Origin of the sequence: Pseudomonas sp. 58 R 3 (assembly GCF_900006605.1) — a bacterium.
GTDB classification, from domain to species: domain Bacteria; phylum Pseudomonadota; class Gammaproteobacteria; order Pseudomonadales; family Pseudomonadaceae; genus Aquipseudomonas; species Aquipseudomonas salomonii.
This window is the reverse complement of the sequence record NZ_CVTT01000065.1, coordinates 109570-128930: the sequence shown is the minus strand read 5'-3', so window position 1 is coordinate 128930 and position 19361 is coordinate 109570. Positions and strand designations below refer to the sequence as shown.

General features: G+C 61.2%; 20 protein-coding genes. 6 read left to right on the top strand and 14 right to left on the bottom strand.

Annotated elements, in window-relative coordinates; all coding sequences use genetic code 11:
- Window positions 1–32: 32 nt before the first annotated feature.
- Together BFP92_RS21715 and BFP92_RS21710 are read left to right on the top strand one after the other, a co-directional pair.
- Window positions 33–1397: an MFS transporter gene (locus BFP92_RS21715; protein WP_065931027.1), complete on the top strand. Its 1365-nt coding sequence runs from the start codon at window positions 33–35 to the stop codon at window positions 1395–1397.
- A gap of 66 nt (window positions 1398–1463) precedes the next feature.
- Window positions 1464–2591, top strand: a complete 1128-nt coding sequence (locus tag BFP92_RS21710) for an MFS transporter (RefSeq protein ID WP_056858533.1) — start codon at window positions 1464–1466, stop codon at window positions 2589–2591.
- Here the strand turns inward: BFP92_RS21710 and BFP92_RS21705 are convergent, their stop codons facing one another.
- Window positions 2592–3113 (bottom strand): DUF3087 domain-containing protein, encoded by a 522-nt coding sequence (locus tag BFP92_RS21705; RefSeq protein WP_065931026.1) that lies wholly within the window; start codon window positions 3111–3113, stop codon window positions 2592–2594.
- A gap of 117 nt (window positions 3114–3230) precedes the next feature.
- On the opposite strand from BFP92_RS21705, the gene BFP92_RS31790 reads away from it, so the two are divergent.
- Window positions 3231–3407 carry a hypothetical protein gene (locus tag BFP92_RS31790; protein ID WP_163005435.1) on the top strand — a complete coding sequence of 59 codons (177 nt, stop codon included), beginning with the start codon at window positions 3231–3233 and terminating at the stop codon, window positions 3405–3407.
- A gap of 15 nt (window positions 3408–3422) precedes the next feature.
- The gene (locus BFP92_RS21695; protein ID WP_065931024.1) at window positions 3423–3623 is read left to right on the top strand and encodes a DUF6021 family protein; all 201 of its coding nucleotides are present in this window, start codon (window positions 3423–3425) and stop codon (window positions 3621–3623) included.
- A 489-nt stretch (window positions 3624–4112) separates the two neighbouring features.
- Here the strand turns inward: BFP92_RS21695 and BFP92_RS21690 are convergent, their stop codons facing one another.
- A complete protein-coding gene (locus BFP92_RS21690; protein ID WP_017137532.1) occupies window positions 4113–4349 on the bottom strand; it encodes a DUF6555 family protein in 237 nt (78 codons plus the stop codon).
- 120 nt (window positions 4350–4469) lie between these two features.
- On the opposite strand from BFP92_RS21690, the gene BFP92_RS21685 reads away from it, so the two are divergent.
- Window positions 4470–5303, top strand: coding sequence for an arylamine N-acetyltransferase family protein (locus tag BFP92_RS21685; RefSeq protein WP_065931023.1), 834 nt, complete (start codon window positions 4470–4472; stop codon window positions 5301–5303).
- A gap of 124 nt (window positions 5304–5427) precedes the next feature.
- Window positions 5428–6180 (top strand): outer membrane beta-barrel protein, encoded by a 753-nt coding sequence (locus BFP92_RS21680; RefSeq protein WP_056861692.1) that lies wholly within the window; start codon window positions 5428–5430, stop codon window positions 6178–6180.
- Window positions 6181–6461: 281 nt separating this feature from the next.
- On the opposite strand, the gene BFP92_RS21675 is transcribed toward BFP92_RS21680, so the two are convergent.
- The 12 genes from BFP92_RS21675 to nuoE form a co-directional block, all read right to left on the bottom strand.
- Window positions 6462–6776 carry a helix-turn-helix domain-containing protein gene (locus BFP92_RS21675; protein WP_065931182.1) on the bottom strand — a complete coding sequence of 105 codons (315 nt, stop codon included), beginning with the start codon at window positions 6774–6776 and terminating at the stop codon, window positions 6462–6464.
- Window positions 6766–7116: a type II toxin-antitoxin system RelE/ParE family toxin gene (locus BFP92_RS21670; RefSeq protein ID WP_065931183.1), complete on the bottom strand. Its 351-nt coding sequence runs from the start codon at window positions 7114–7116 to the stop codon at window positions 6766–6768. The genes BFP92_RS21675 and BFP92_RS21670 overlap by 11 nt, the downstream gene beginning before the upstream one ends.
- A 238-nt stretch (window positions 7117–7354) precedes the next feature.
- Entirely contained in the window at window positions 7355–8818 is a 1464-nt protein-coding gene (nuoN, locus tag BFP92_RS21665) for an NADH-quinone oxidoreductase subunit NuoN (protein WP_017137523.1), read from the bottom strand.
- A gap of 7 nt (window positions 8819–8825) precedes the next feature.
- Window positions 8826–10358, bottom strand: coding sequence for an NADH-quinone oxidoreductase subunit M (nuoM, locus tag BFP92_RS21660; RefSeq protein WP_017137522.1), 1533 nt, complete (start codon window positions 10356–10358; stop codon window positions 8826–8828).
- A gap of 64 nt (window positions 10359–10422) precedes the next feature.
- Window positions 10423–12276 carry an NADH-quinone oxidoreductase subunit L gene (nuoL, locus tag BFP92_RS21655; RefSeq protein ID WP_065931022.1) on the bottom strand — a complete coding sequence of 618 codons (1854 nt, stop codon included), beginning with the start codon at window positions 12274–12276 and terminating at the stop codon, window positions 10423–10425.
- Window positions 12273–12581 (bottom strand): NADH-quinone oxidoreductase subunit NuoK, encoded by a 309-nt coding sequence (gene nuoK / locus BFP92_RS21650; protein ID WP_017137520.1) that lies wholly within the window; start codon window positions 12579–12581, stop codon window positions 12273–12275. The genes nuoL and nuoK overlap by 4 nt, the downstream gene beginning before the upstream one ends.
- Before the next feature lie 2 nt (window positions 12582–12583).
- Window positions 12584–13087 (bottom strand): NADH-quinone oxidoreductase subunit J, encoded by a 504-nt coding sequence (nuoJ, locus tag BFP92_RS21645; protein WP_017137519.1) that lies wholly within the window; start codon window positions 13085–13087, stop codon window positions 12584–12586.
- 9 nt (window positions 13088–13096) lie between these two features.
- Window positions 13097–13645 carry an NADH-quinone oxidoreductase subunit NuoI gene (gene nuoI, locus BFP92_RS21640; protein ID WP_003174725.1) on the bottom strand — a complete coding sequence of 183 codons (549 nt, stop codon included), beginning with the start codon at window positions 13643–13645 and terminating at the stop codon, window positions 13097–13099.
- An 11-nt stretch (window positions 13646–13656) separates the two neighbouring features.
- On the bottom strand, window positions 13657–14664 hold the full coding sequence (nuoH, locus tag BFP92_RS21635) for an NADH-quinone oxidoreductase subunit NuoH (protein WP_017137518.1): 1008 nt from the start codon (window positions 14662–14664) through the stop codon (window positions 13657–13659).
- Window positions 14661–17375 carry an NADH-quinone oxidoreductase subunit NuoG gene (gene nuoG / locus BFP92_RS21630; protein WP_065931021.1) on the bottom strand — a complete coding sequence of 905 codons (2715 nt, stop codon included), beginning with the start codon at window positions 17373–17375 and terminating at the stop codon, window positions 14661–14663. Before nuoG ends, nuoH begins: the two co-directional genes overlap by 4 nt.
- A gap of 135 nt (window positions 17376–17510) precedes the next feature.
- Window positions 17511–18866 (bottom strand): NADH-quinone oxidoreductase subunit NuoF, encoded by a 1356-nt coding sequence (nuoF, locus tag BFP92_RS21625; RefSeq protein WP_065931020.1) that lies wholly within the window; start codon window positions 18864–18866, stop codon window positions 17511–17513.
- Window positions 18863–19360, bottom strand: coding sequence for an NADH-quinone oxidoreductase subunit NuoE (gene nuoE / locus BFP92_RS21620; RefSeq protein WP_056861694.1), 498 nt, complete (start codon window positions 19358–19360; stop codon window positions 18863–18865). Before nuoE ends, nuoF begins: the two co-directional genes overlap by 4 nt.
- Between the last annotated feature and the right edge of the window lies 1 nt (window position 19361).

The following is a 19361-nucleotide window of genomic DNA, read 5'->3' as shown; positions in this document are numbered from 1 at the left end:
CTAATGGCTTTTGTCACCTGTGCGGATTGTTCATGTCTTCTGTTGCCGATGGGCTGCCTTCCAATAAACGCTTGCCGGCGGTGATCGCCTTGTCTTTGGGCATCGGCATGGCAACCCTGGACACCGCCATCGTCAATACGGCGCTGCCGACGCTGGCACAGGGTATCGGCACTGATTCGGCCTCGGTGATCTGGGTGGTGAACGCCTACCAGCTGGCGATTATCGCCACGGTGCTGCCGTTCGCGTCGCTCAGTGATGTGCTCGGCCACCGGCGCGTGTACCTCGGCGGTTTACTGCTGTTTATTGTCTCGTCGCTGTTTTGCGGGTTGGCCGGTTCTTTGCTGACCCTGACCGCCGCGCGGGTGGCCCAAGGGCTGGGGGCGGCGGCGGTGATGAGTGTCAACACGGCGTTGTTGCGGCATATCTACCCGTCAAAAATGCTTGGGCGCGGCCTGGGCTATAACTCGCTGGTGGTGGGGCTGGCCTTCACGCTGGGGCCGACCGCCGCGTCGGCGATTCTGTCGGTGGCGAGCTGGCATTGGCTGTACCTGATCAACGTGCCGCTGGGGCTGCTTGCCCTGGGGTTGGGCCTGCGTTCGTTGCCGACACTGCCGTTGACCGGCCACGCGTTCGATCGGTGGTCGGCGCTGTTGTGTGCCGGCCTGTTCGCGCTGTTGGTACTGGGCCTGGGCACGGCGGTGCATGGCGCCCAAGGCACACTGACCCTCGGTTTGATTGCGCTGGCGATGGTGTGCGGTGCATGGCTGTTGCGCCGTGAGGTCGGTCACCCGGCGCCGATGCTGGCTGTGGACTTGTTCAAGCGCCCGGTGTTTGCGCTGTCTTCCCTCACGGCCATCTGTGCGTTCAGTGCTCAGGGCCTGGCCTTTGTATCACTGCCGTTTCTGTTGCAGGCGGTGCTCGGTCATAGCCAGGTGGCAACCGGTTTTCTGATGACACCATGGCCTGCGGTGGTGGCGGTGATGGCTTTGGTGGCGGGGCGTCTGGCGGATCGTGTGTCGCTCGGGCTGTTGTGCGGCATCGGTTTGCTGATGCTCAGCGCGGGCATGGCAGCGTTGGCGACCTTGGGCAGCGGTGCCGGCGCCTTTGATATCGGCTGGCGCATGGCCTTGTGCGGCGCCGGTTTCGGTTTTTTCCAGTCACCCAACCTCAAGGCGATCATGACCAGCGCGCCGTTGGCCCGCAGCGGCGGGGCCAGTGGCATCGTCGCGATTTCACGTTTGCTGGGGCAAACGCTGGGGGCGTCGTTGGTGGCGTTCTGCTTTCATCTCTCCCTGGGCAGCGGCCCGCAGTACGCGCTGTGGCTGGGCTGTGGGTTTGCGCTGGTGGGCAGTGTGGCCAGTGGGCTGCGCCTGTTGCCGTATAAACACAAGGTTTAGCCCTTGTAAAACACGCGGCGGCAACGCTAACGTGGCGGCCTGAATATTTCGGGATGTTTCAGATTTATGTCCAGCCTGGCCCTACGCACTGCTGATACCACCTCCCGACGTGCCGCACTGACCCTCGCGTTATGCCTGCCCAGCGATGTGTTGCTGTATTTGCTGCTGCCCATGGAATCCCAGGCCTTTGGCATCACCCTGGCCCAGGCCGGGGTGTTGCTGGCAGCCAACCGCCTGGTGCGGATTTTCGGCTACCGCCATGTATTGAATTTCTACGCCCGTAATGGCGACCGGCTGACCTGCATGATTGCCGCCGGTGCCGCCACGGTGTGCGCCTTGGGTAACTCGATGCTGTCAGGTTTTGCCGCTTTGTTGGGGCTGCGGCTGATCTGGGGCCTGTGTTTTGCCGCGCTGAACCTGTCGACCCAAGTGCTTGCCACTTCTGAGCCTGCTGGCGCGGCGCGCAGGGCAGGGCGCTCCAGGGCGGTGATCGCCCTGGGGCCGATGCTGGCACTGCCGCTGGGTGGCTGGCTGACCCTGTGGGCCGGGCCGCGACCTATCTTCCTGATTCTGGCCGGCTGCTGCCTGGCGGGCCTGTGGGTGGCGCGTGGTTTGCCCACCGCCGGGCATGATTTGCACAGCACCGGGCGGCGCTTCAAGTGGCCGGACAGCGTGGCGGTGTGGTCGTTTATCGAAGGCGTGGCGTTGGACGGGCTGTTTATCTTCGGCTTGTCGATCCAGGCGCAGAAGATTCTTGGCGGCGATGCGGTTCTGATCGCCGGCGGCCTGATGGCCCTGCGCTATGCCTCGGAGATGCTTCTGAGCCCGCTGGGAGGGCGTGCGGCGCAGCGTTTTGGCGCCACCTCGATGCTGCTGTTGTTTTCGTTCTTGAGTGCCTTGGCGCTCACGGCATTTGGCAGTTACTGGGTGATCGTCGGCGCGGCCGCGGTGCTGGTGCTGCGCGCCTTGCAACTGCCACTGGTGACCACCTTGGTGGCCGAGCGCAACCCTGGCTCGATGCGCGTTTCGGCGTTGGCCTCCAACGCGGTATGGCGTGACGTCGGCGCCGGCCTCGGGCCGCTGATGGCGGGGTTGCTGCTGCCGGTGGCGTCGGCGCCATGGGTGTTTGGCCTGGCGGGCGCGGCGATTGCCGTCAGCGCCGTGTTCTGCTGGCGCGCGAAGGTTTCCAGCTGATTATGGGTTTTTAAAGCCTTCCAGCCAGATGGGGTCGAAGCGGGTTTGGTCGGTGTCGATCTCCAGTGCCTGCATTTTCGCTCGATGGGCTTGCATCTCGCCGACCAGTTGCGCCTGGGCGCTGGAGTTGGCGTCCAGCTCATGCATCTGCGTCAGCCCCAGGTGATAAAAACGCAGGACCTTGAGGGCGGTGGGATCGTTGGCTTGCACGCGTTCCTTTACCGTGTGCATCACATTGGTCACGCGCATCAGAGTGCGCTTGAGCCGCCAGCCGTACACGGCAGGCGCCAGCCATGGCTGGGTCCAGAATGGGCCGCGCACCAGGGCGACGGTGATCAATACCCCGGCGAATACGCCGCCGACGTTGAAACGAAAATTGTCGCCGCCGGGTTCGCCGAACAGCATCACCGCGAGGGTCGACAGCAGCATGGCCAGGGCCATGAACAGCACGGCGATGATCAGCGTGCTGCGGCGGGTTTGTTGGCGGAAGGTGGCGGGGTCGCAGGGGTTGAGCTCGAACATCCGGGTCAGGTCTCAAGAAAGGCGGGGTGGCATCTTCGCATGCTTTGGGCAAACAAGTTGAACCATGGCTTGGGGTGGTTTCTCTAAATCTGTGTAGCCCTTTTGAGGTAAGCCATCATGTCTGAGTACAAGCAACCGCCGCCGGGTACACCCAACCCTGACCGTACGCCGGGAGAAGAGGAGCGCGACAACGATGCGTTGCGCCCCAATGACCCGGCCGAACGTCAGGACGATGATGTTGAGCGCGTTGAGGAAGACCTTGAAAACCTGCATGACAGAGCGCGCCCGCTATAGGTTCAGGAGGTGACTGTGAGTAATCATCCAAAAGGCCCGGGTTCGGGCGAGCATGCCAGCGGCGAGGATGAATTGGGGTTTGATCCGGATTCGCCTGATGTGTCGGACCCGCAGGTTGATCCTGTTGGGCCGGCGATTGCGCCGTTGGATAAGGACAAGGTGCAGCGCAAAAAGGTGGATTATGATCCGTTGGGGGATCTTAAGAAGCCTGGGTGATTTTGGTTTGGTGTACATATCCGTTGCTGCGGTAACGGCTACTCAGGGTTCCGCCCTGACGGCGGGTCACTTTTGGCAAACGCCCGGAATGCCGGCCCAGCCAAAAGTAACCTAAAGGCCTGCGCCCCACCACTCGGCACCCCGCTAATGCTCGGTGTGCCAGAACGAAGGCTAGAATCCGTGGGCCACGGATTCAAGCCTGCGTTCGGCCACCGTGGTTGACGGGGCGTCTCAGATCAAAAGCAAAAAGCGAATTTACATACACTGAAGAGCTGCTTTTTTGTGGGAGGTGGCTTGCCTGCGATGCAGACACCTTGGTGTGTCATACCGGCGAGGACCTTTTGGTTACGTTTGCGTCCTTGCAAAAGTGACCCAATGTAAGAGCGGAACCCTAGGCAGCCGTTACCGCAGCAACGGATATGCACACCACCGACACCCCCCAAAAACCAAGCCCCGCAATAGCGGGGCTTGATCACATCCAAACGAAACCTACTTGGGCGGCACCCAGGTAACCTCGCTGATCCCAAACTTCTCCGCCCAGGGCCGGGTAGTTTTCTTGACCTGCTCATGCCCCACGCGCCCTATGCGGCTGACATGGGCAATATCGGCATCGACCGCCGCCCAATGCCACGCTTCAGCGTTATTCATCACTTCGGCGCGCACCACAAAGGATTTCGGTTGACCGTGCAGTTGATAGTGAATGGTGTAGATTTTTGCGGTACTCATGTTGCCTCCCTGTCTTGTTATAGATGGATAGGCGGGCTTTCTAAAAGGTTCACTCAAAATGACAAGCCGCACGCTGGCGCGGCATAGTGACGCACTCGTCACGTGCCCAAGGATCGCGCCATGTCCCGATTGACTCACAGCCAGCTCTACCTGCAGCGTCTGGGCTACGACTCGCCCCCGCCCCCAACGCTTAAAACCCTGCAGGACCTGCAGCTGCGGCACGTCTGCACCTTCGCCTTTGAGAGCCTGTCGACATTGCTGCATGCTCCGGTGTCGATCGATCTGCCCAGCATTGAGCAAAAGGTCCTGCTGGACGGGCGTGGCGGTTACTGTTTCGAGCTTAACTATCTGTTCCTGGCGCTGTTGCAGGAGCTGGGTTTCGACGCCCGCGGGCTGACCGGTTGGGTGGTGATGGGCGGGCCGCCTGATGCACGTACCGGGCGCACCCATCGCCTGAGCCTGGTGACCCTGGACGGCGTGCGTTATGTCACCGATGTCGGCTTCGGCGGCATGGTGCCCAGCAGCCCGTTGCAGCTGGACACCGAGGTGCCCCAGGCCACCGCCCATGAACCTTATCGCCTGACCTTCAACGGTGCCGATTACACCCTGTGGGCGCTGGTGGGCGAGGAATGGCGAGGCTTATATGTGTTCGACCTGCAAGTGCAGGCCGATATCGACTACACCATCGGCAATTGGTACGTGTCGACGCACCCGGCTTCCGTTTTCGTCGGGCAACTGAAAGCGGCGCGGTTGGCGCCGGGTAAACGGCATACCTTGGCCAATGCCAATTACGCGGTTCATTGCCTTGACCAGCCCAGCGAAAAACGCGCAGTCGAAAGTGCCGATGAGTTACTGGAATTGCTGCAGGGCACCTTCGGTATTTGTTTGCCGAAGCATCCGCAACTTCGCCAAGCCCTTGATAGCTTAGTAGTGGCAAATTCTAGGGAGCCTTGAGCTAGAGCCTTCGCTGAACCGTTTTACCTTCATGTCAATGCAAATTAATTCGAACCTTTGGCAAACGCCGAGGTTCGAACCGTTTCCTGAATAATTTGCTCACCAGACAAGGAGATGTAAAACGATGTCCAAGCTATTCGGAAAATTCCTCAAGGGTTCCTCGCTGCTGGCGCTGGTCACCGCGCCTGCTGTGGTGTTCGCCGCAGCACCGACTGGCCCGATTTCCGTCCTGGGCCTGCAGGGCAGCTATAACGACTTCAAACTCGAAGGTGGCAGCGAAAGCGACAAGGACCACATGCCCGAAGCGGGCCTGTTCTACAACTTCGGCAACAAGCTCACCGCCGAGTCCGGCTTTATTTACCAAGCCGGTATCGAAGCCAAATACGGCGAAAAAAGTAGCAATAAACTCAAGGAAGGCCAGGCTGACCTGGACCTTGGCTGGCGTGCCGCGCTGGACGCGCGCAACTTCGTCGACGTGATCGTCGGTGGTGGCTACAGCTGGACCCGTTACGAGCCGGACACCAACGATTACGACGTCAAGCTCACCAACAAATCGCCGTTCGCCAAGGCCGCGCTGGGTTACAACCACCAGTTCGATGACATGACCCTGCGCGTCGAAGCCGGTGCCCGCCGCACCATCGACGGCCGGGCCAAGCTCAAGGTCGATGGCCTGGGCAGCGACACGGTGGACCTCAAGGACCGCACCAACCCGTACGCCGAAGTCAGCCTGCTGATGAACCAGAAAGGTGACTTGCCGGTGATGGCGGGCCTGTATTACACGCGTACCGAATACAAGCTCGACGACGACTCCTATGTCGCCGACAACACCAAGCTCAAGCGCGACGAGTACGGTTTTAAAGTCGGTATCGCGTTCTAAGCGCATGCCTGAATGCGGGGCGGCCAACGCCCCGCATTCGACTGTCCGCCCGAGCCCTGCTTTTTGGCGAATTAAAAAGCGCGCCGATTGCCTGGTACGTACGTGATAACCGGCTTGGGGTTGGGCCGATCGGGTCGGGCATTACCCGCGAGCAGGGTGACTTTACGTTTTGCTGGGTGCGCTGCGCGCTCCAACGCGGGGCAAGCCCGCTCGCCACAACAAGCCCGCTCGCCATAACCAGCCGTTCAGCACTGCAAGCCGGATCACCACGGGGTGCTTCTTCAGCCTAGTGCAGCCAGCTGTGCCACGGTTTCCGGAAAGCGCGCCACCAGCCGGATCAAGGTGGTGGCCTGGGCATTGGGCTTGGCCCGGCCTTGTTCCCAGTTTTCCAGGGTGCGCACGTTGGTGCGCAGGTACATGGCGAACACCGAGCGCGAGAGGTTGAGCTGTTGGCGCACGGCCACCACTTCGTCGGCGCTCAGGGGGGCCAGGTTGTTGAGATGGACCTTGTGGGTCCGCAGGGTGACTTTGCCTTGGCGTTCTTCGGCCAGGGCGTCGAAGCCTTCGACCAGTTCGGAAAAGATTTCACGTTTCATCATGTGTTCTCGCTTTGATTTCCCTGTCCAGCAGGTGTTTTAGGGCTTTCTTGTGGTTGGGGGTAAGGTCGTCCTGTTCGTGTTTGCCGTACAGGGTGAACAACCAGAATTGCGTGCCGCCCGACCACCAGTAGTAAATGACCCGCAAGCCCCCGCGTTTGCCTTTGTTGCGTCGCTCGTCGACGAAACGGACCTTGCGCAACCCGCCGGTTCCCTCGATCACGTCGCCTGCTTGCGGGTTCTTCATCAACTCCTGTTGAAAGCCCTGGAATAGCTCGTCACTCAGATAGTCCCTGCGATGCCGTTCAAAGGCCGGCAATTCGATAAATAGAGCATCCATGTTCTGTACGTAGCCTGCGTATAGTGTGGTGGCCCACGCGCCTTGGGTCAAGTGACCGGGCTGTGGGAACTTTCCTAAAACGCAACCACCATAAGGCCGCCTTCAGCGAGTAGATGCCAGACGAATAGGTAGTAGATGAAGGAAATTTCTACAGTATGAGCAGGCGAAAGAATTGATCCTCAGAAACGCAAAACGGCGCCCGAAGGCGCCGTTTTGTTTACTGCTTCAATCTAAGCGATCAAACGCCCAGCACCGCGTGCTGCACCAGGGTGAGCAACGGTTGTGGGTATACGCCCAGGAAGAACGCGAGCAGGGCGATGGCCAGCAGCATCACGCCGCCTGCCTTCTGTTCCCAATGCAGCTCGGCGTCTACACGGCGCAGGTTTGGCTCGATCAGGTACAGGGTGACCATCACGCGCAGGTAGTAGAACACGCCGATGGCGCTGCCCAGTACCAACGACGCTACCAGCCACCATTCGTGGGCTTCAACACCGGTAGCCACGATGTAGAACTTGCCGATGAAGCCTGCGGTCAGCGGGATACCGGCCAGGGACAACATCATCACGGTAAGCACGGCGGTCAGGTACGGACGGCGCCAGAACAGGCCGCGGTATTCGTACAGGGCGTCGGCGTCACGGCCTTTGAACGGCGAGGACATCAGCGTGATTACGCCGAATGCGCCGAGGCTGGTGATTACGTAGGTAACCAGGTACACGCCCATGGCTTCCACGGCCAGGCCTTTGCTCGCCACCAGGGCGATCAGCAGGTAGCCGAAGTGCGCGATGGACGAGTAACCCAGCAGACGCTTGAGGTTGTTCTGGGTCAGGGCCAGCAGGTTACCGAACAGGATCGACGCAATGGCGATCACGGTCAGCACGGTGCTCAGCACGCCGGTGTTGGCCGCAGGCGAGATCTGGAACAAACGCACCATCACCGCAAACACAGCAACCTTCGACGCGGTGGCCAGGAACGCAGCCACTGGCGCCGGGGCGCCTTCGTACACGTCCGGGGTCCACAGGTGGAACGGCACCAGGGACAGCTTGAACGCCAGGCCGATCAACATCATCGCCAGGCCCAGTTGGGCAATCGGCGCGGGCATGTTGGTGGCCGCCAGGGCGTGACCGATACCGGTGAAGCTCAGGTTGCCGGCCTCTGCGTAGAGCAGCGCCATACCGAACAACAGGAACGCGGAACCGGCAGCCGACAGCACCATGTACTTGATGCCGGCTTCCAGGGAGCGCTTGTTGAAGAAGGCGTAGGCCACCAGGCCGTAAGTCGGGATCGACAGCAGTTCCAGGCCGATGAACAAGCCGGCCAGGTGCTGAGCGCTGACCAGCACGATGCCACCGGCCGCAGCCAGCAGAATCAGCAGGTACAGCTCTTCCTTGTTGCCTGGGTAGCCGGTGCCGCCTTCGCCGAGGTAGGCGTGGGCGAGGGTGACGCAGGCCAGGGTGGCAACCAGGATCAACGCGATGTACAGCAGCGCGAAGTCATCGACCATCATCAGCGGCGTCACGGCCAATGGCGCGACCTTGAGTGCCGGGATGATCGACAGCAAGGCCAGGTTAAGCCCGGCACAAGACAGCAGGAACGTTTGCGAATGATTGCGGCGCCAGGCGATTGCCAGCATCACCGCCACAACGGTGAGGCTGGTAATCAGCAGCGGCGCAAGCGCGATAAAGTGTTGGATCGTGAATTCCATAGCGCTCTTACCGGGCCGAAGCGAGTTGAGAGAAGGCGGTGCCGATCCACTGCTGCACGCCATGCATCGTCGCGGCAGAAGTGTCCAGGAACGGTTGCGGGTACACACCGATGTAGATCAGCAGCACCGCAAGGCCGAGCACCATGATCAGTTCGCGAGCATCCATCCCTTGCAGGACGGTGTCGGACTTGGCCGGGCCGAAGTAGGCGCGGTGGATCATGATCAGCGAGTAGACCGAACCAAACACCAGGCCCGAGGTAGCAATGGCGCTGATCCACGGCGTGTGTACGAACGAACCCATCAGGATCAGGAACTCGCCGATGAAGTTACCGGTGCCCGGCAAGCCCAGGGATGCGGCGGCGAAGAACAGGCTGATGGCCGGCAGGTACGCGATGCGCGACCACACGCCACCCATTTCACGCATGTCACGGGTGTGCAGGCGCTCGTACAGCTGACCACTGAGAATAAACAGTGCGGCGGCCGAAACACCGTGGGCCAGCATCTGGATCACCGCGCCTTGCAGCGCCAGTTGGCTGCCGGAGTAGATGCCGATCAGTACGAAACCCATGTGGGAAACGGACGAGAAGGCAATCAGGCGCTTGATGTCGGTTTGCGCAAAAGCCAGGAACGCACCGTAGAAGATCCCGATCAGACCCAGGGTCATGGCGATCGGCGCGAACTCGGCCGAGGCATTCGGGAACAGCGGCAGGGCGAAACGCAGCAGACCATAAGCAGCGGTCTTCAACAGGATACCGGCGAGGTCGACGGAACCTGCGGTCGGCGCCTGGGCGTGAGCATCAGGCAGCCAGGAGTGGAAAGGCACCACCGGCAGCTTCACCGCGAAGGCGATAAAGAAGCCCAGCATCAGGATGTACTCGGTGGTCAGGGACATCTTGGTCTTCAACAGGTCGGCGTAGTTGAAGGTAATCACACCGGTGTTGTTGAAGTTGACCAGTACCAGACCCAGGATCGCCACCAACATGATCAGGCCGGAAGCCTGGGTGAAGATGAAGAACTTGGTCGCCGCGTAGATCCGGGTTTTCTTGCCGTCCGAAGAACTGTGACCCCAGAGCGCGATGAGGAAGTACATCGGCACCAGCATCATTTCCCAGAAGAAGAAGAACATGAACAGGTCCAGCGCCAGGAACACGCCGACAACGCCGCCCAAAATCCACATCAGGTTCAGGTGGAAGAAGCCCACGTGACGCTGAATTTCTTTCCAGGAGCAAAGTACCGAGAGGATACCCAGCAAGCCGGTCAGCAAAATCATCAACAGCGACAGGCCGTCGAGGGCCAGGTGCACGTTGATGCCGAAGCGCTGGATCCACACGTGCTTGAATTCAAGCGCGAAGGTTGGATCGACACCCGGTGCCGGAGCGAATGAATAGTCACCGTGCGCCCACAACCAGAGGCCGAGCGCGAGTTCCAGGGACATGGTCAGCAACGCAATCCAGCGGGGGAGGGTGGCGCCGAAGCGTTCACCCATCCAGCAGAGCAGGCCGCCGATAAAGGGGATCAGGATTAGCCAGGGCAGAATCATGACGGGCTCGTTTCCTTTTGCAAGTTCGCAAAGTAGGCAATGTTCGCAAGGTTCATAGACATGGTCATACCGCCACCACCACGATGGCGCCGATCACCAGCACGGCACCGACGGCCATGGAAGCTGCATACCAACGCAATTGGCCTGTCTCGCTGCGGCTCAGGGCGGTGTGACCGGCCTTGGCGGCGCGCGGGATCAAACCGATGGTCTGGTCGAGCGGGTCTTTGCGCAGAAGGTGGCTGATCGCAAGGTATGGCTTGACGAACAGTTTGTCGTAGATCCAGTCGAAGCCCCACGCAGCGAACCACCAGGCCGAGAGGAAGCGGCCAATGCCACTGTTGGCCACCGCTGTCACGAAGCGACGCTTGCCGAGGAACAGCAGGGCAGCCAGCAGGATACCGGCGATGGCGATGGCGCCCGAGGCGATTTCCAGGCTGTGCTTGGCAGCGCCACCGGCATGGCCGGCGCTTTCCGGCAGTACACCGGCCAGAGGCGGGGTGATCATGGCGCCGATGAAGGTCGACAGGATGATCAGCACCGACAGTGGCAACCAGTGGGAGATGCCGTGGCCTGCGTGTGCTTCGGTCTTGGCTTCACCGTGGAAGGTGATGAAGATCAGACGGAAGGTGTACAGCGAGGTCATGAACGCACCCACCAGGCCTGCATACAGCAGGTTCTGGTTACCGCTGGCGAAGGCTTCCCAGAGGATTTCGTCTTTCGAGTAGAAACCTGCGGTCACCAACGGCAGGGCTGCCAGGGCGGCACCACCGACGATGAAGCTGGCATAGGCCAATGGCAGTTTCTTCCACAGGCCGCCCATCTTGAAGATGTTCTGCTCGTGGTGGCAGGCAACGATCACCGCACCGGAGGCAAGGAACAGCAGGGCCTTGAAGAAGGCGTGGGTCATCAGGTGGAAGATCGCCGCGTCCCAGGCGCCAACGCCCAGGGCCAGGAACATGTAGCCGATCTGGCTCATGGTCGAGTAGGCGAGGATACGCTTGATGTCGGTCTGTACCAGCGCGGCGAAGCCCGCCAGAACCAGGGTCACACCACCGACCAGCCCTACAAGATGCAGGATTTCCGGCGCCAGGGTGAACAGGCCGTGGGTACGCGCGATCAGGTAGACACCGGCGGTTACCATGGTTGCAGCGTGGATCAGCGCCGACACCGGCGTAGGACCGGCCATCGCGTCCGCCAGCCAGGTTTGCAACGGCAGTTGCGCCGATTTACCCACGGCGCCGCCCAGCAGCATCAGGGTTGCGAGGGTGATCCAGAAGTCGCCGACCTGGAATTTCTGCGGTGCCAGCACCAGCAGTTCCTGGATGTTCAGCGTGCCCACCTGTTGGAACAGGATAAACAGGCCGATGGCCATGAACACGTCGCCGATACGGGTGACGATAAAGGCTTTGAGAGCCGCGTTACCGTTGTTGCGGTTGCTGTAGTAGAAACCGATCAACAGGTACGAGCACAGGCCCACGCCTTCCCAGCCGAAGTACAGGAACAACAGGTTATCGCCGAGGACCAGGAACAGCATGCTGGCGATAAACAGGTTGGTGTACGAGAAGAAGCGCGAGTAGCCCGCTTCACCGCGCATGTACCAGGACGCAAACAGGTGGATCAGGAAGCCTACACCCACCACCACGCCGAGCATGGTGATCGACAGGCCGTCGACGTAGAGGGCGAAGTTGGGCTTGAAGCCGTCCACCGACATCCACTGCCACAGCACCAGGGTGTAGTGGCCGCCTTCCGGCGGCGCCACGTTGAATTGCCAGATGACGTAGGCGGCCACGATGGCCGACAGGCCAATGGAACCCACACCGATCAGGGAAGACAGGTTTTCCGACCAGCGTCCACGGGAGAACGACAGCAGCAGGAAACCGATCAGGGGAAATACGAAAGTCAGAAAGATCATGTTCATCCGCGCATCTCACTGGCAGCGTCGATATCAAGCGTGTGGAAGCGACGATACAGTTGCAGCAGGATCGCCAGGCCGATACTGGCCTCGGCGGCTGCCAGGCTGATCACCAGAATGAACATGACTTGCCCATCCGGCTGCGCCCATCGGCTACCTGCAACAACGAACGCCAGTGCGGCGGCGTTCATCATGATTTCCAGGCTCATCAACACGAACAGAATGTTACGGCGAACCATCAGGCCGACCAGGCCAAGGCAGAACAGGATGCCGGCGACCGCCAGACCATGCTCCAAAGGGATAGCAGGCATCGTCATTGCTCCTTGGCTTCGTTGCGGCCCAAGTGGAAGGCGGTGATGGCTGCCGCGAGCAGCAGCATCGAAGCCAGTTCGACCACCAGCAGATACGGGCCGAACAGGCTTACGCCCACGGCTTTCGCGTCTACGGTGGTGTGGCCGATGGCCTGGCCGCTCTGGTGAGCGAACAGCACGTACAGCAGTTCACCCAGCAGCAAGGCTGCCAGGATGACCGGGCCGAGCCAGATGCCGGGCTTGAGCCAGACGCGTTCCTGGGCGACCGAGGCCGGCCCCAGGTTGAGCATCATCACCACAAACACGAACAGCACCATGATGGCGCCGGCGTAGGCGATCACTTCCAGCACACCGGCGAACGGTGCGCCGAGGCTGAAAAACGTCATGGCCACGGCGATCAACGAAATGATCAGGTAGAGCAGGGCGTGCACAGGATTGGTGTTGGTGATCACGCGAAGCGTGGACACCACTGCAATACCGGACGCGAAATAGAAAGCGAATTCCATCTTTCTTCCTTAAGGCAGCAAGCTCTTCACGTTGATCGGCTCGGCTTCGTTTTGTGCGGCGCCCTTGGGCTTACCGGCAACGGCCATACCTGCAACACGATAGAAGTTGTAATCAGGGTTTTTACCGGGACCAGAGATCAGCAGATCTTCTTTCTCGTACACCAGGTCCTGACGTTTGAACTCGGCCATCTCGAAATCCGGTGTCAGCTGGATCGCGGTGGTCGGGCAAGCTTCCTCGCAGAGGCCGCAGAAAATGCAGCGCGAGAAGTTGATGCGGAAGAAGTCCGGGTACCAGCGACCGTCTTCGGTTTCAGCTTTCTGCAGGGAGATGCAACCCACCGGGCACGCCACGGCGCACAGGTTGCAGGCTACACAACGCTCTTCGCCATCGGGGTCGCGGGTCAGTACGATGCGGCCGCGATAACGCGGCGGCAGGTACACCGCTTCTTCCGGGTATTGCAGGGTGTCGCGTTTGCGAAAGCCGTGACCGAACACCATCACCAGGCTTCGCAACTGGGTACCGGTACCCTTAACGATGTCGCCAATATATTTGAACATGGGTCAAATCCTCACTGAACCGCGCCGGCTGGCGTGTTCAACAACACAACGGCAGCCGTCACCAGCAAATTGATCAGGGTCAGCGGCAGGCAGAAGCGCCAGCTGAAATCCATCACCTGGTCGTATCGTGGACGCGGAATGGAAGCGCGCAGCAGGATAAACAACATGATGAAGAACGCGGTCTTCAGGAAGAACCAGAAGAACGCCAACTGCGGCAGGATGCCGAACGGACCGTGCCAGCCGCCGAAGAACAGCGTGACCAGCAGGGCCGAGATCAAGATGATGCCGATGTACTCACCAACGAAGAACATGCCCCATTTCATGCCGGCGTATTCAATGTGGTAACCGTCGGCCAGTTCCTGTTCCGCTTCCGGCTGGTCGAACGGGTGACGGTGAGTCACGGCGACGCCAGCAATGAAGAAGGTGCAGAAGCCGAAGAACTGCGGAATGATGAACCACAGGTTCTGCGCCTGGTACTCGACGATGTCGCGCATGTTGAACGAGCCGACCTGCACCACGATGCCCATCAGCGCCAGGCCCATGAACACTTCGTAGGACACGGTCTGGGCCGAGGCCCGCAAGCTGCCCAACAGGGCGAACTTGTTGTTGCTCGACCAACCGGCGAACAGCACCGCGTAAACCGACAAACCGGCCATGGCGAAGAAGAACAGCAAGCCGATGTTCAGGTCCGCCACGCCCCAGGTCGGAGTGATCGGGATGATCGCGAAGGCGATCAGCAAGGCGCTCATGGCCACGACCGGTGCCAGGGTGAAGATCACCTTGTCGGCAAACGGCGGGGTCCAGTCTTCCTTGAAGAACATTTTCAGCATGTCGGCGGCGATCTGGAACATGCCGAATGGGCCAACGCGGTTCGGACCGTAACGGTCCTGCCACCAGCCCAGCAGGCGACGTTCGACGAAGCTGAGCAGGGCGCCCGCAACGACCACGGCCAACAGGATCACGATGGCCTTGACCACCGAGATGATCACGTCAATTACTTCCGGCGTGAACCAAGTCATTGCGCTGCCTCCTGCAGACCGTCAACGGTTTTGCCGAAAATCGCAGGCGGAATACCCGCCAGGCCTTTAGGCAGTGCAACCAGGCCCGCACCCAACTCATCGTTGATGCGCAGCGGCAGACGCAGGGTCTTGCCAGCCACGTTCAGGCTGAGCAGGGCCCCGTCGTTGACGCCCAGGCGGTCGGCTTCGGACTTGGCCACCGACACGTAGGCTTCAGGAATGCGACTTTGCACCGGCGCGGCTTTGGAAGAGGTCTCTTCGCTGCCGAACAGGTGGAAGAACGGCACAACCTGCCAGGTGCCCTGGGCCGGGTTGAACGGACGCGGTACCGCAGCGAACCAGTTCAGCGAATCCCCGGTGCTTTCGATCAGGCGGGTGCCCGGGTCGCCAGCGCGGATGTGACCACCGACTTCGTCCTGGAACTTGTTCCAGGCTTGCGGCGAGTTCCAGCCCGGCGACCAGGCAAATGGCACCTGCTGACGTGGCTCGACCGAGCCCGAGTAACCTTCCATGGAGAAGGCGAACGCGGTGTCCGGGTCTTGCGGGGTACGCGGTTCGTGCACACTGATGTCGGCGCGCATGGCCGTACGGCCGGAGTAACGCAGCGGTTCACGGGCCAGTTTCATGCCCTTGATGCGGAACGAGGCGGACGGCGCAGCGTCGACGATACGGGCCAGCTGCGGGGCGCTTGCGGCGGCAGCAGCGGTCACGTGGTCGAGTTGGGTCCAGTCGATCGGTTGATTCAACAGGGTCGCGCGCAGGGCATGCAGCCAGCGCCAGCCTTCGTGAACCAGGATGCTGGCGTCCATGTACTTCGGATCGAACACCTGGAAGAAGCGTTGGGCGCGGCCTTCCTGGCTGACCAGCGTACCGTCGCCTTCGGCGAAGGTGGCGGCTGGCAGTACCAGGTCGGCACGCTCGCTGGTAGCGGTCTTCTGGTGGTCGGCCACGATCAGCACTTTGGCGGCGTCCAGCGCAGCGTCGACCTTGGCCGAATCGGTGCGGGTGTACAGGTCGTTTTCCAGTACCACGATGGCGTCAGCATTGCCGTCGATCACCGCTTGCAGGGCGGCGTCCAGGGACTCGCCACCGAGCATCGCCAGGCCGAGGCTGTTGGCTTCCGGCACGACCAGGCTGATGGAACCGTTCTTGTCGCGCAGCTTCAAGGCCTTCGCGATGTTCGCAGCAGCCTCAATCAGTGCCTTGGAACCCAACGAGGTACCGGCAATGATCAATGGGCGCTTGGCCGCGAGCAGGGCGTCGGCGATGCGCTGGGCCAGTTCAACGGCTTCAGTGTCCAGGCCGTCGACGGCAGGCGCGCTGGCGTCGAGGGCGTGGGCCACGGCGAAACCGATGCGAGCCAGGTCATCCGGTGCGGCGTGAACGCATTCTTCGGCGATGTCGTCGAGCTTGGTTTCAGCCAGGCTCGCGATAAACAGCGGGTTCAGCGCGTGCTGGCCGATGTTTTTTACGGCGGCGTCGAGCCAAGGCTGAACGCGCATGGCGTCGGCCATGTCTTCGGCCTTGCCTTTGACCGACTGACGCAGCGACAGCGCAATACGCGCGGCGGTCTGGGTCAGGTCTTCGCCGAGGACGAAGATCGCATCGTGGTCTTCGATGTCGCGCATGTTCGGGACTGGCAGCGGGCTGTCGTTCAGCACTTGCAGGACCAGACGGATGCGCTCCAGCTCACCGGCTTCGATACCGGAGTAGAAGTGCTCGGCACCGACCAGCTCGCGCAACGCGTAGTTGCTTTCGAGGCTGGCACGCGGCGAACCGATACCGACGATGTTGCGGCCGCGCAGCAGGTCGGCGGCTTTATCCAGCGCGTCGTCCAGGCTCAGCTTGGCGCCACCGGCCAACAGCGGCTGGCGTGGGCGGTCTTCGCGGTTGACGTAGCCGTAGCCGAAACGGCCACGGTCGCACAGGAAGTACTGGTTGACCGAACCGTTGAAGCGGTTTTCGATACGACGCAGTTCGCCGTAGCGCTCGCCCGGGGAGATGTTGCAACCGCTGGAGCAGCCGTGGCAGATGCTCGGCGAGAACTGCATGTCCCACTTACGGTTGTAGCGCTCGGAGTGAGTCTTGTCGGTGAACACACCGGTCGGGCAGACCTCGGTGAGGTTGCCGGAGAACTCGCTTTCGAGCACGCCGTCTTCAACGCGACCGAAGTACACGTTGTCATGGGCGCCGAATACGCCCAGGTCGGTGCCGCCGGCGTAGTCTTTATAGAAACGCACGCAACGGTAGCAGGCGATGCAGCGGTTCATCTCGTGGGAAATGAACGGGCCGAGGTCCTGGTTCTGGTGCGTGCGTTTGGTGAAGCGATAACGGCGCTCGTTGTGGCCGGTCATCACCGTCATGTCTTGCAGGTGGCAGTGACCGCCTTCCTCACAGACCGGGCAGTCGTGCGGGTGGTTGGTCATCAGCCATTCGACGACACTGGCGCGGAACGCCTTGGATTCTTCATCTTCAATGGAGATCCAGGTGTTGTCGGTGGCTGGGGTCATGCAGGACATGACGATACGACCACGGGTGTCGTTCTCGTCGGTGTATTGCTTGACCGCACACTGGCGACAGGCACCGACGCTACCAAGCGCGGGGTGCCAGCAGAAATACGGGATGTCGAGGCCTAGTGAGAGACATGCCTGTAACAGGTTGTCTGCCCCATCGACTTCGAGCGCTTTGCCGTCTACGTGGATAGTGGCCATGGTTCAAAGTTCTTCGTTGGCCCGTTGTCAGCGGGCGTGGCTAATGGAATCTTGTTATTCATGGGCATCAACACAGCCTTTACGGCGTCAGCCCATGAGAAAGCGAAGGGCACGGACCCTTCGCCCTTTAAAGCGTTACGCGCCGACTACGATCGGCCTTGCCAGAGGCGGGACGGCGGCGCTGACAGGCGCGATGCCGGCTTCGAACTCCGAGCGGAAGTATTTGATAGCGCTGCCCAATGGCTCCACGGCGCCCGGTGCGTGAGCACAGAAGGTCTTGCCTGGGCCGAGGAAGCCGACCAGACCCAGCAGGGTCTCGATGTCGCCTGGCTGGCCTTCACCGTTCTCGATCGCCATCAAGAGTTTGACGCTCCAGGGCAAGCCGTCACGGCACGGGGTGCAGAAACCGCAGGATTCACGGGCAAAGAACTGCTCCATGTTGCGCAGCAACGAAACCATGTTCACGGTGTTGTCCACCGCCATCGCCAGGCCGGTGCCCATCCGGGTGCCGACCTTGCCGATGCCGCCGGCATACATTTGTGCGTCGAGGTGCTCGGGGAGCAGGAAGCCGGTACCGGCGCCACCTGGCTGCCAGGCTTTCAAGGTGTAGCCGTCGCGCATGCCGCCGGCGTAGTCCTCGAACAGCTCGCGAGCGGTGACGCCGAACGGCAGCTCCCACAGGCCAGGGTTCTTGACCTTGCCGGAGAAGCCCATGAGCTTGGTGCCCATGTCTTCGCTGCCTGCGCGGGCCAATGATTTGTACCAGTCGACGCCGTCGGCGATGATCGCCGGCACGTTGCACAGGGTTTCAACGTTGTTCACGCAAGTCGGCTTGCCCCACACGCCGACGGCGGCAGGGAAGGGCGGCTTGGAGCGCGGGTTGGCGCGGCGGCCTTCGAGGGAGTTGATCAGTGCGGTTTCTTCACCGCAGATGTAACGCCCGGCGCCGGTGTGCACGAACAGTTCGAAGTCAAAACCCGAACCGAGGATGTTCTTGCCCAACAGGCCGGCGGCCTTGGCTTCTTCCACCGCACGGTTGAGGTGCTTGGCGGCGGTGGTGTATTCGCCACGCAGGAAGATGTAGCCCCGGTAGGTTTTCAGCGCGCGGGCGCTGATCAGCATGCCTTCGATCAGCAGATGGGGCAGTTGCTCCATCAGCATGCGGTCTTTCCAGGTGTTCGGCTCCATCTCGTCCGCGTTGCACAGCAGGTAACGGATGTTGATGGATTCGTCTTTGGGCATCAGGCCCCACTTCACACCCGTGGGGAAGCCTGCACCGCCGCGGCCTTTGAGGCCGGCGTCTTTGACGGTCTGGACGATATCGTCCTGAGCCATGTCGGCGAAGGCTTTGCGCGCCGCCGCGTAACCGTTCTTGGCCTGGTACTCGTCGAGCCATACCGGCTCGGCATCGTCACGCAGGCGCCAGGTCAGCGGGTGGGTTTCAGGCGAACGCTTGATCAGGTTGGCCGGGCCGAAAGATGTAAGGGTCATGGGTAGCCCTCAAGCAATTGGGTCACGCCAGCAGGCTGCACGTCACCGAATGTGTCGTCGTCGATCATCAACGCCGGCGCCTTGTCGCAGTTGCCCAGGCAGCACACCGGCAGCAGCGTGAAGCGGCCGTCCGCAGTGGTTTGGCCGAGGCCGATGCCCAGCTTGTTCTGGATCTCGCTGACCACCGATTCGTGGCCACCGATGTAGCAGACCATGCTGTCGCACACGCGAATGATGTGGCGGCCGACCGGCTGACGGAAGATCTGGCTGTAGAACGTGGCCACCCCTTCAACGTCGCTGGCGGGAATGCCGAGGATCTCGCCGATGGCGTAGAGGGCGCCGTCCGGCACCCAGCCACGTTCCTTCTGGACGATCTTCAAGGCTTCGATCGACGCCGCGCGCGGGTCTTCGTAGTGATGCAGCTCGTGCTCGATGGCCGAGCGCTCGGTTTCACTCAAAGTGAAACGATCTGTTTGGATAAGCGTGCTGTTCATG

What these genes read in the sequence shown, in the direction of transcription:
- nuoH (WP_017137518.1), bottom strand. Translation starts at nt 14,664, where the DNA reads ATGACTTGGTTCACGCCGGAAGTAATTGACGTGATCATCTCGGTGGTC.
- BFP92_RS21690 (WP_017137532.1), bottom strand. Translation starts at nt 4,349, where the DNA reads ATGAGTACCGCAAAAATCTACACCATTCACTATCAACTGCACGGTCAA.
- BFP92_RS21710 (WP_056858533.1), top strand. Translation starts at nt 1,464, where the DNA reads ATGTCCAGCCTGGCCCTACGCACTGCTGATACCACCTCCCGACGTGCC.
- nuoM (WP_017137522.1), bottom strand. Translation starts at nt 10,358, where the DNA reads ATGATTCTGCCCTGGCTAATCCTGATCCCCTTTATCGGCGGCCTGCTC.
- BFP92_RS21670 (WP_065931183.1), bottom strand. Translation starts at nt 7,116, where the DNA reads ATGGATGCTCTATTTATCGAATTGCCGGCCTTTGAACGGCATCGCAGG.
- nuoF (WP_065931020.1), bottom strand. Translation starts at nt 18,866, where the DNA reads ATGACCCTTACATCTTTCGGCCCGGCCAACCTGATCAAGCGTTCGCCT.
- BFP92_RS21715 (WP_065931027.1), top strand. Translation starts at nt 33, where the DNA reads ATGTCTTCTGTTGCCGATGGGCTGCCTTCCAATAAACGCTTGCCGGCG.
- nuoK (WP_017137520.1), bottom strand. Translation starts at nt 12,581, where the DNA reads ATGCCTGCTATCCCTTTGGAGCATGGTCTGGCGGTCGCCGGCATCCTG.
- BFP92_RS21675 (WP_065931182.1), bottom strand. Translation starts at nt 6,776, where the DNA reads ATGAAACGTGAAATCTTTTCCGAACTGGTCGAAGGCTTCGACGCCCTG.
- nuoG (WP_065931021.1), bottom strand. Translation starts at nt 17,375, where the DNA reads ATGGCCACTATCCACGTAGACGGCAAAGCGCTCGAAGTCGATGGGGCA.
- nuoL (WP_065931022.1), bottom strand. Translation starts at nt 12,276, where the DNA reads ATGAACATGATCTTTCTGACTTTCGTATTTCCCCTGATCGGTTTCCTG.
- nuoN (WP_017137523.1), bottom strand. Translation starts at nt 8,818, where the DNA reads ATGGAATTCACGATCCAACACTTTATCGCGCTTGCGCCGCTGCTGATT.
- nuoJ (WP_017137519.1), bottom strand. Translation starts at nt 13,087, where the DNA reads ATGGAATTCGCTTTCTATTTCGCGTCCGGTATTGCAGTGGTGTCCACG.
- nuoI (WP_003174725.1), bottom strand. Translation starts at nt 13,645, where the DNA reads ATGTTCAAATATATTGGCGACATCGTTAAGGGTACCGGTACCCAGTTG.
- BFP92_RS31790 (WP_163005435.1), top strand. Translation starts at nt 3,231, where the DNA reads ATGTCTGAGTACAAGCAACCGCCGCCGGGTACACCCAACCCTGACCGT.
- BFP92_RS21705 (WP_065931026.1), bottom strand. Translation starts at nt 3,113, where the DNA reads ATGTTCGAGCTCAACCCCTGCGACCCCGCCACCTTCCGCCAACAAACC.
- BFP92_RS21685 (WP_065931023.1), top strand. Translation starts at nt 4,470, where the DNA reads ATGTCCCGATTGACTCACAGCCAGCTCTACCTGCAGCGTCTGGGCTAC.
- BFP92_RS21680 (WP_056861692.1), top strand. Translation starts at nt 5,428, where the DNA reads ATGTCCAAGCTATTCGGAAAATTCCTCAAGGGTTCCTCGCTGCTGGCG.
- nuoE (WP_056861694.1), bottom strand. Translation starts at nt 19,360, where the DNA reads ATGAACAGCACGCTTATCCAAACAGATCGTTTCACTTTGAGTGAAACC.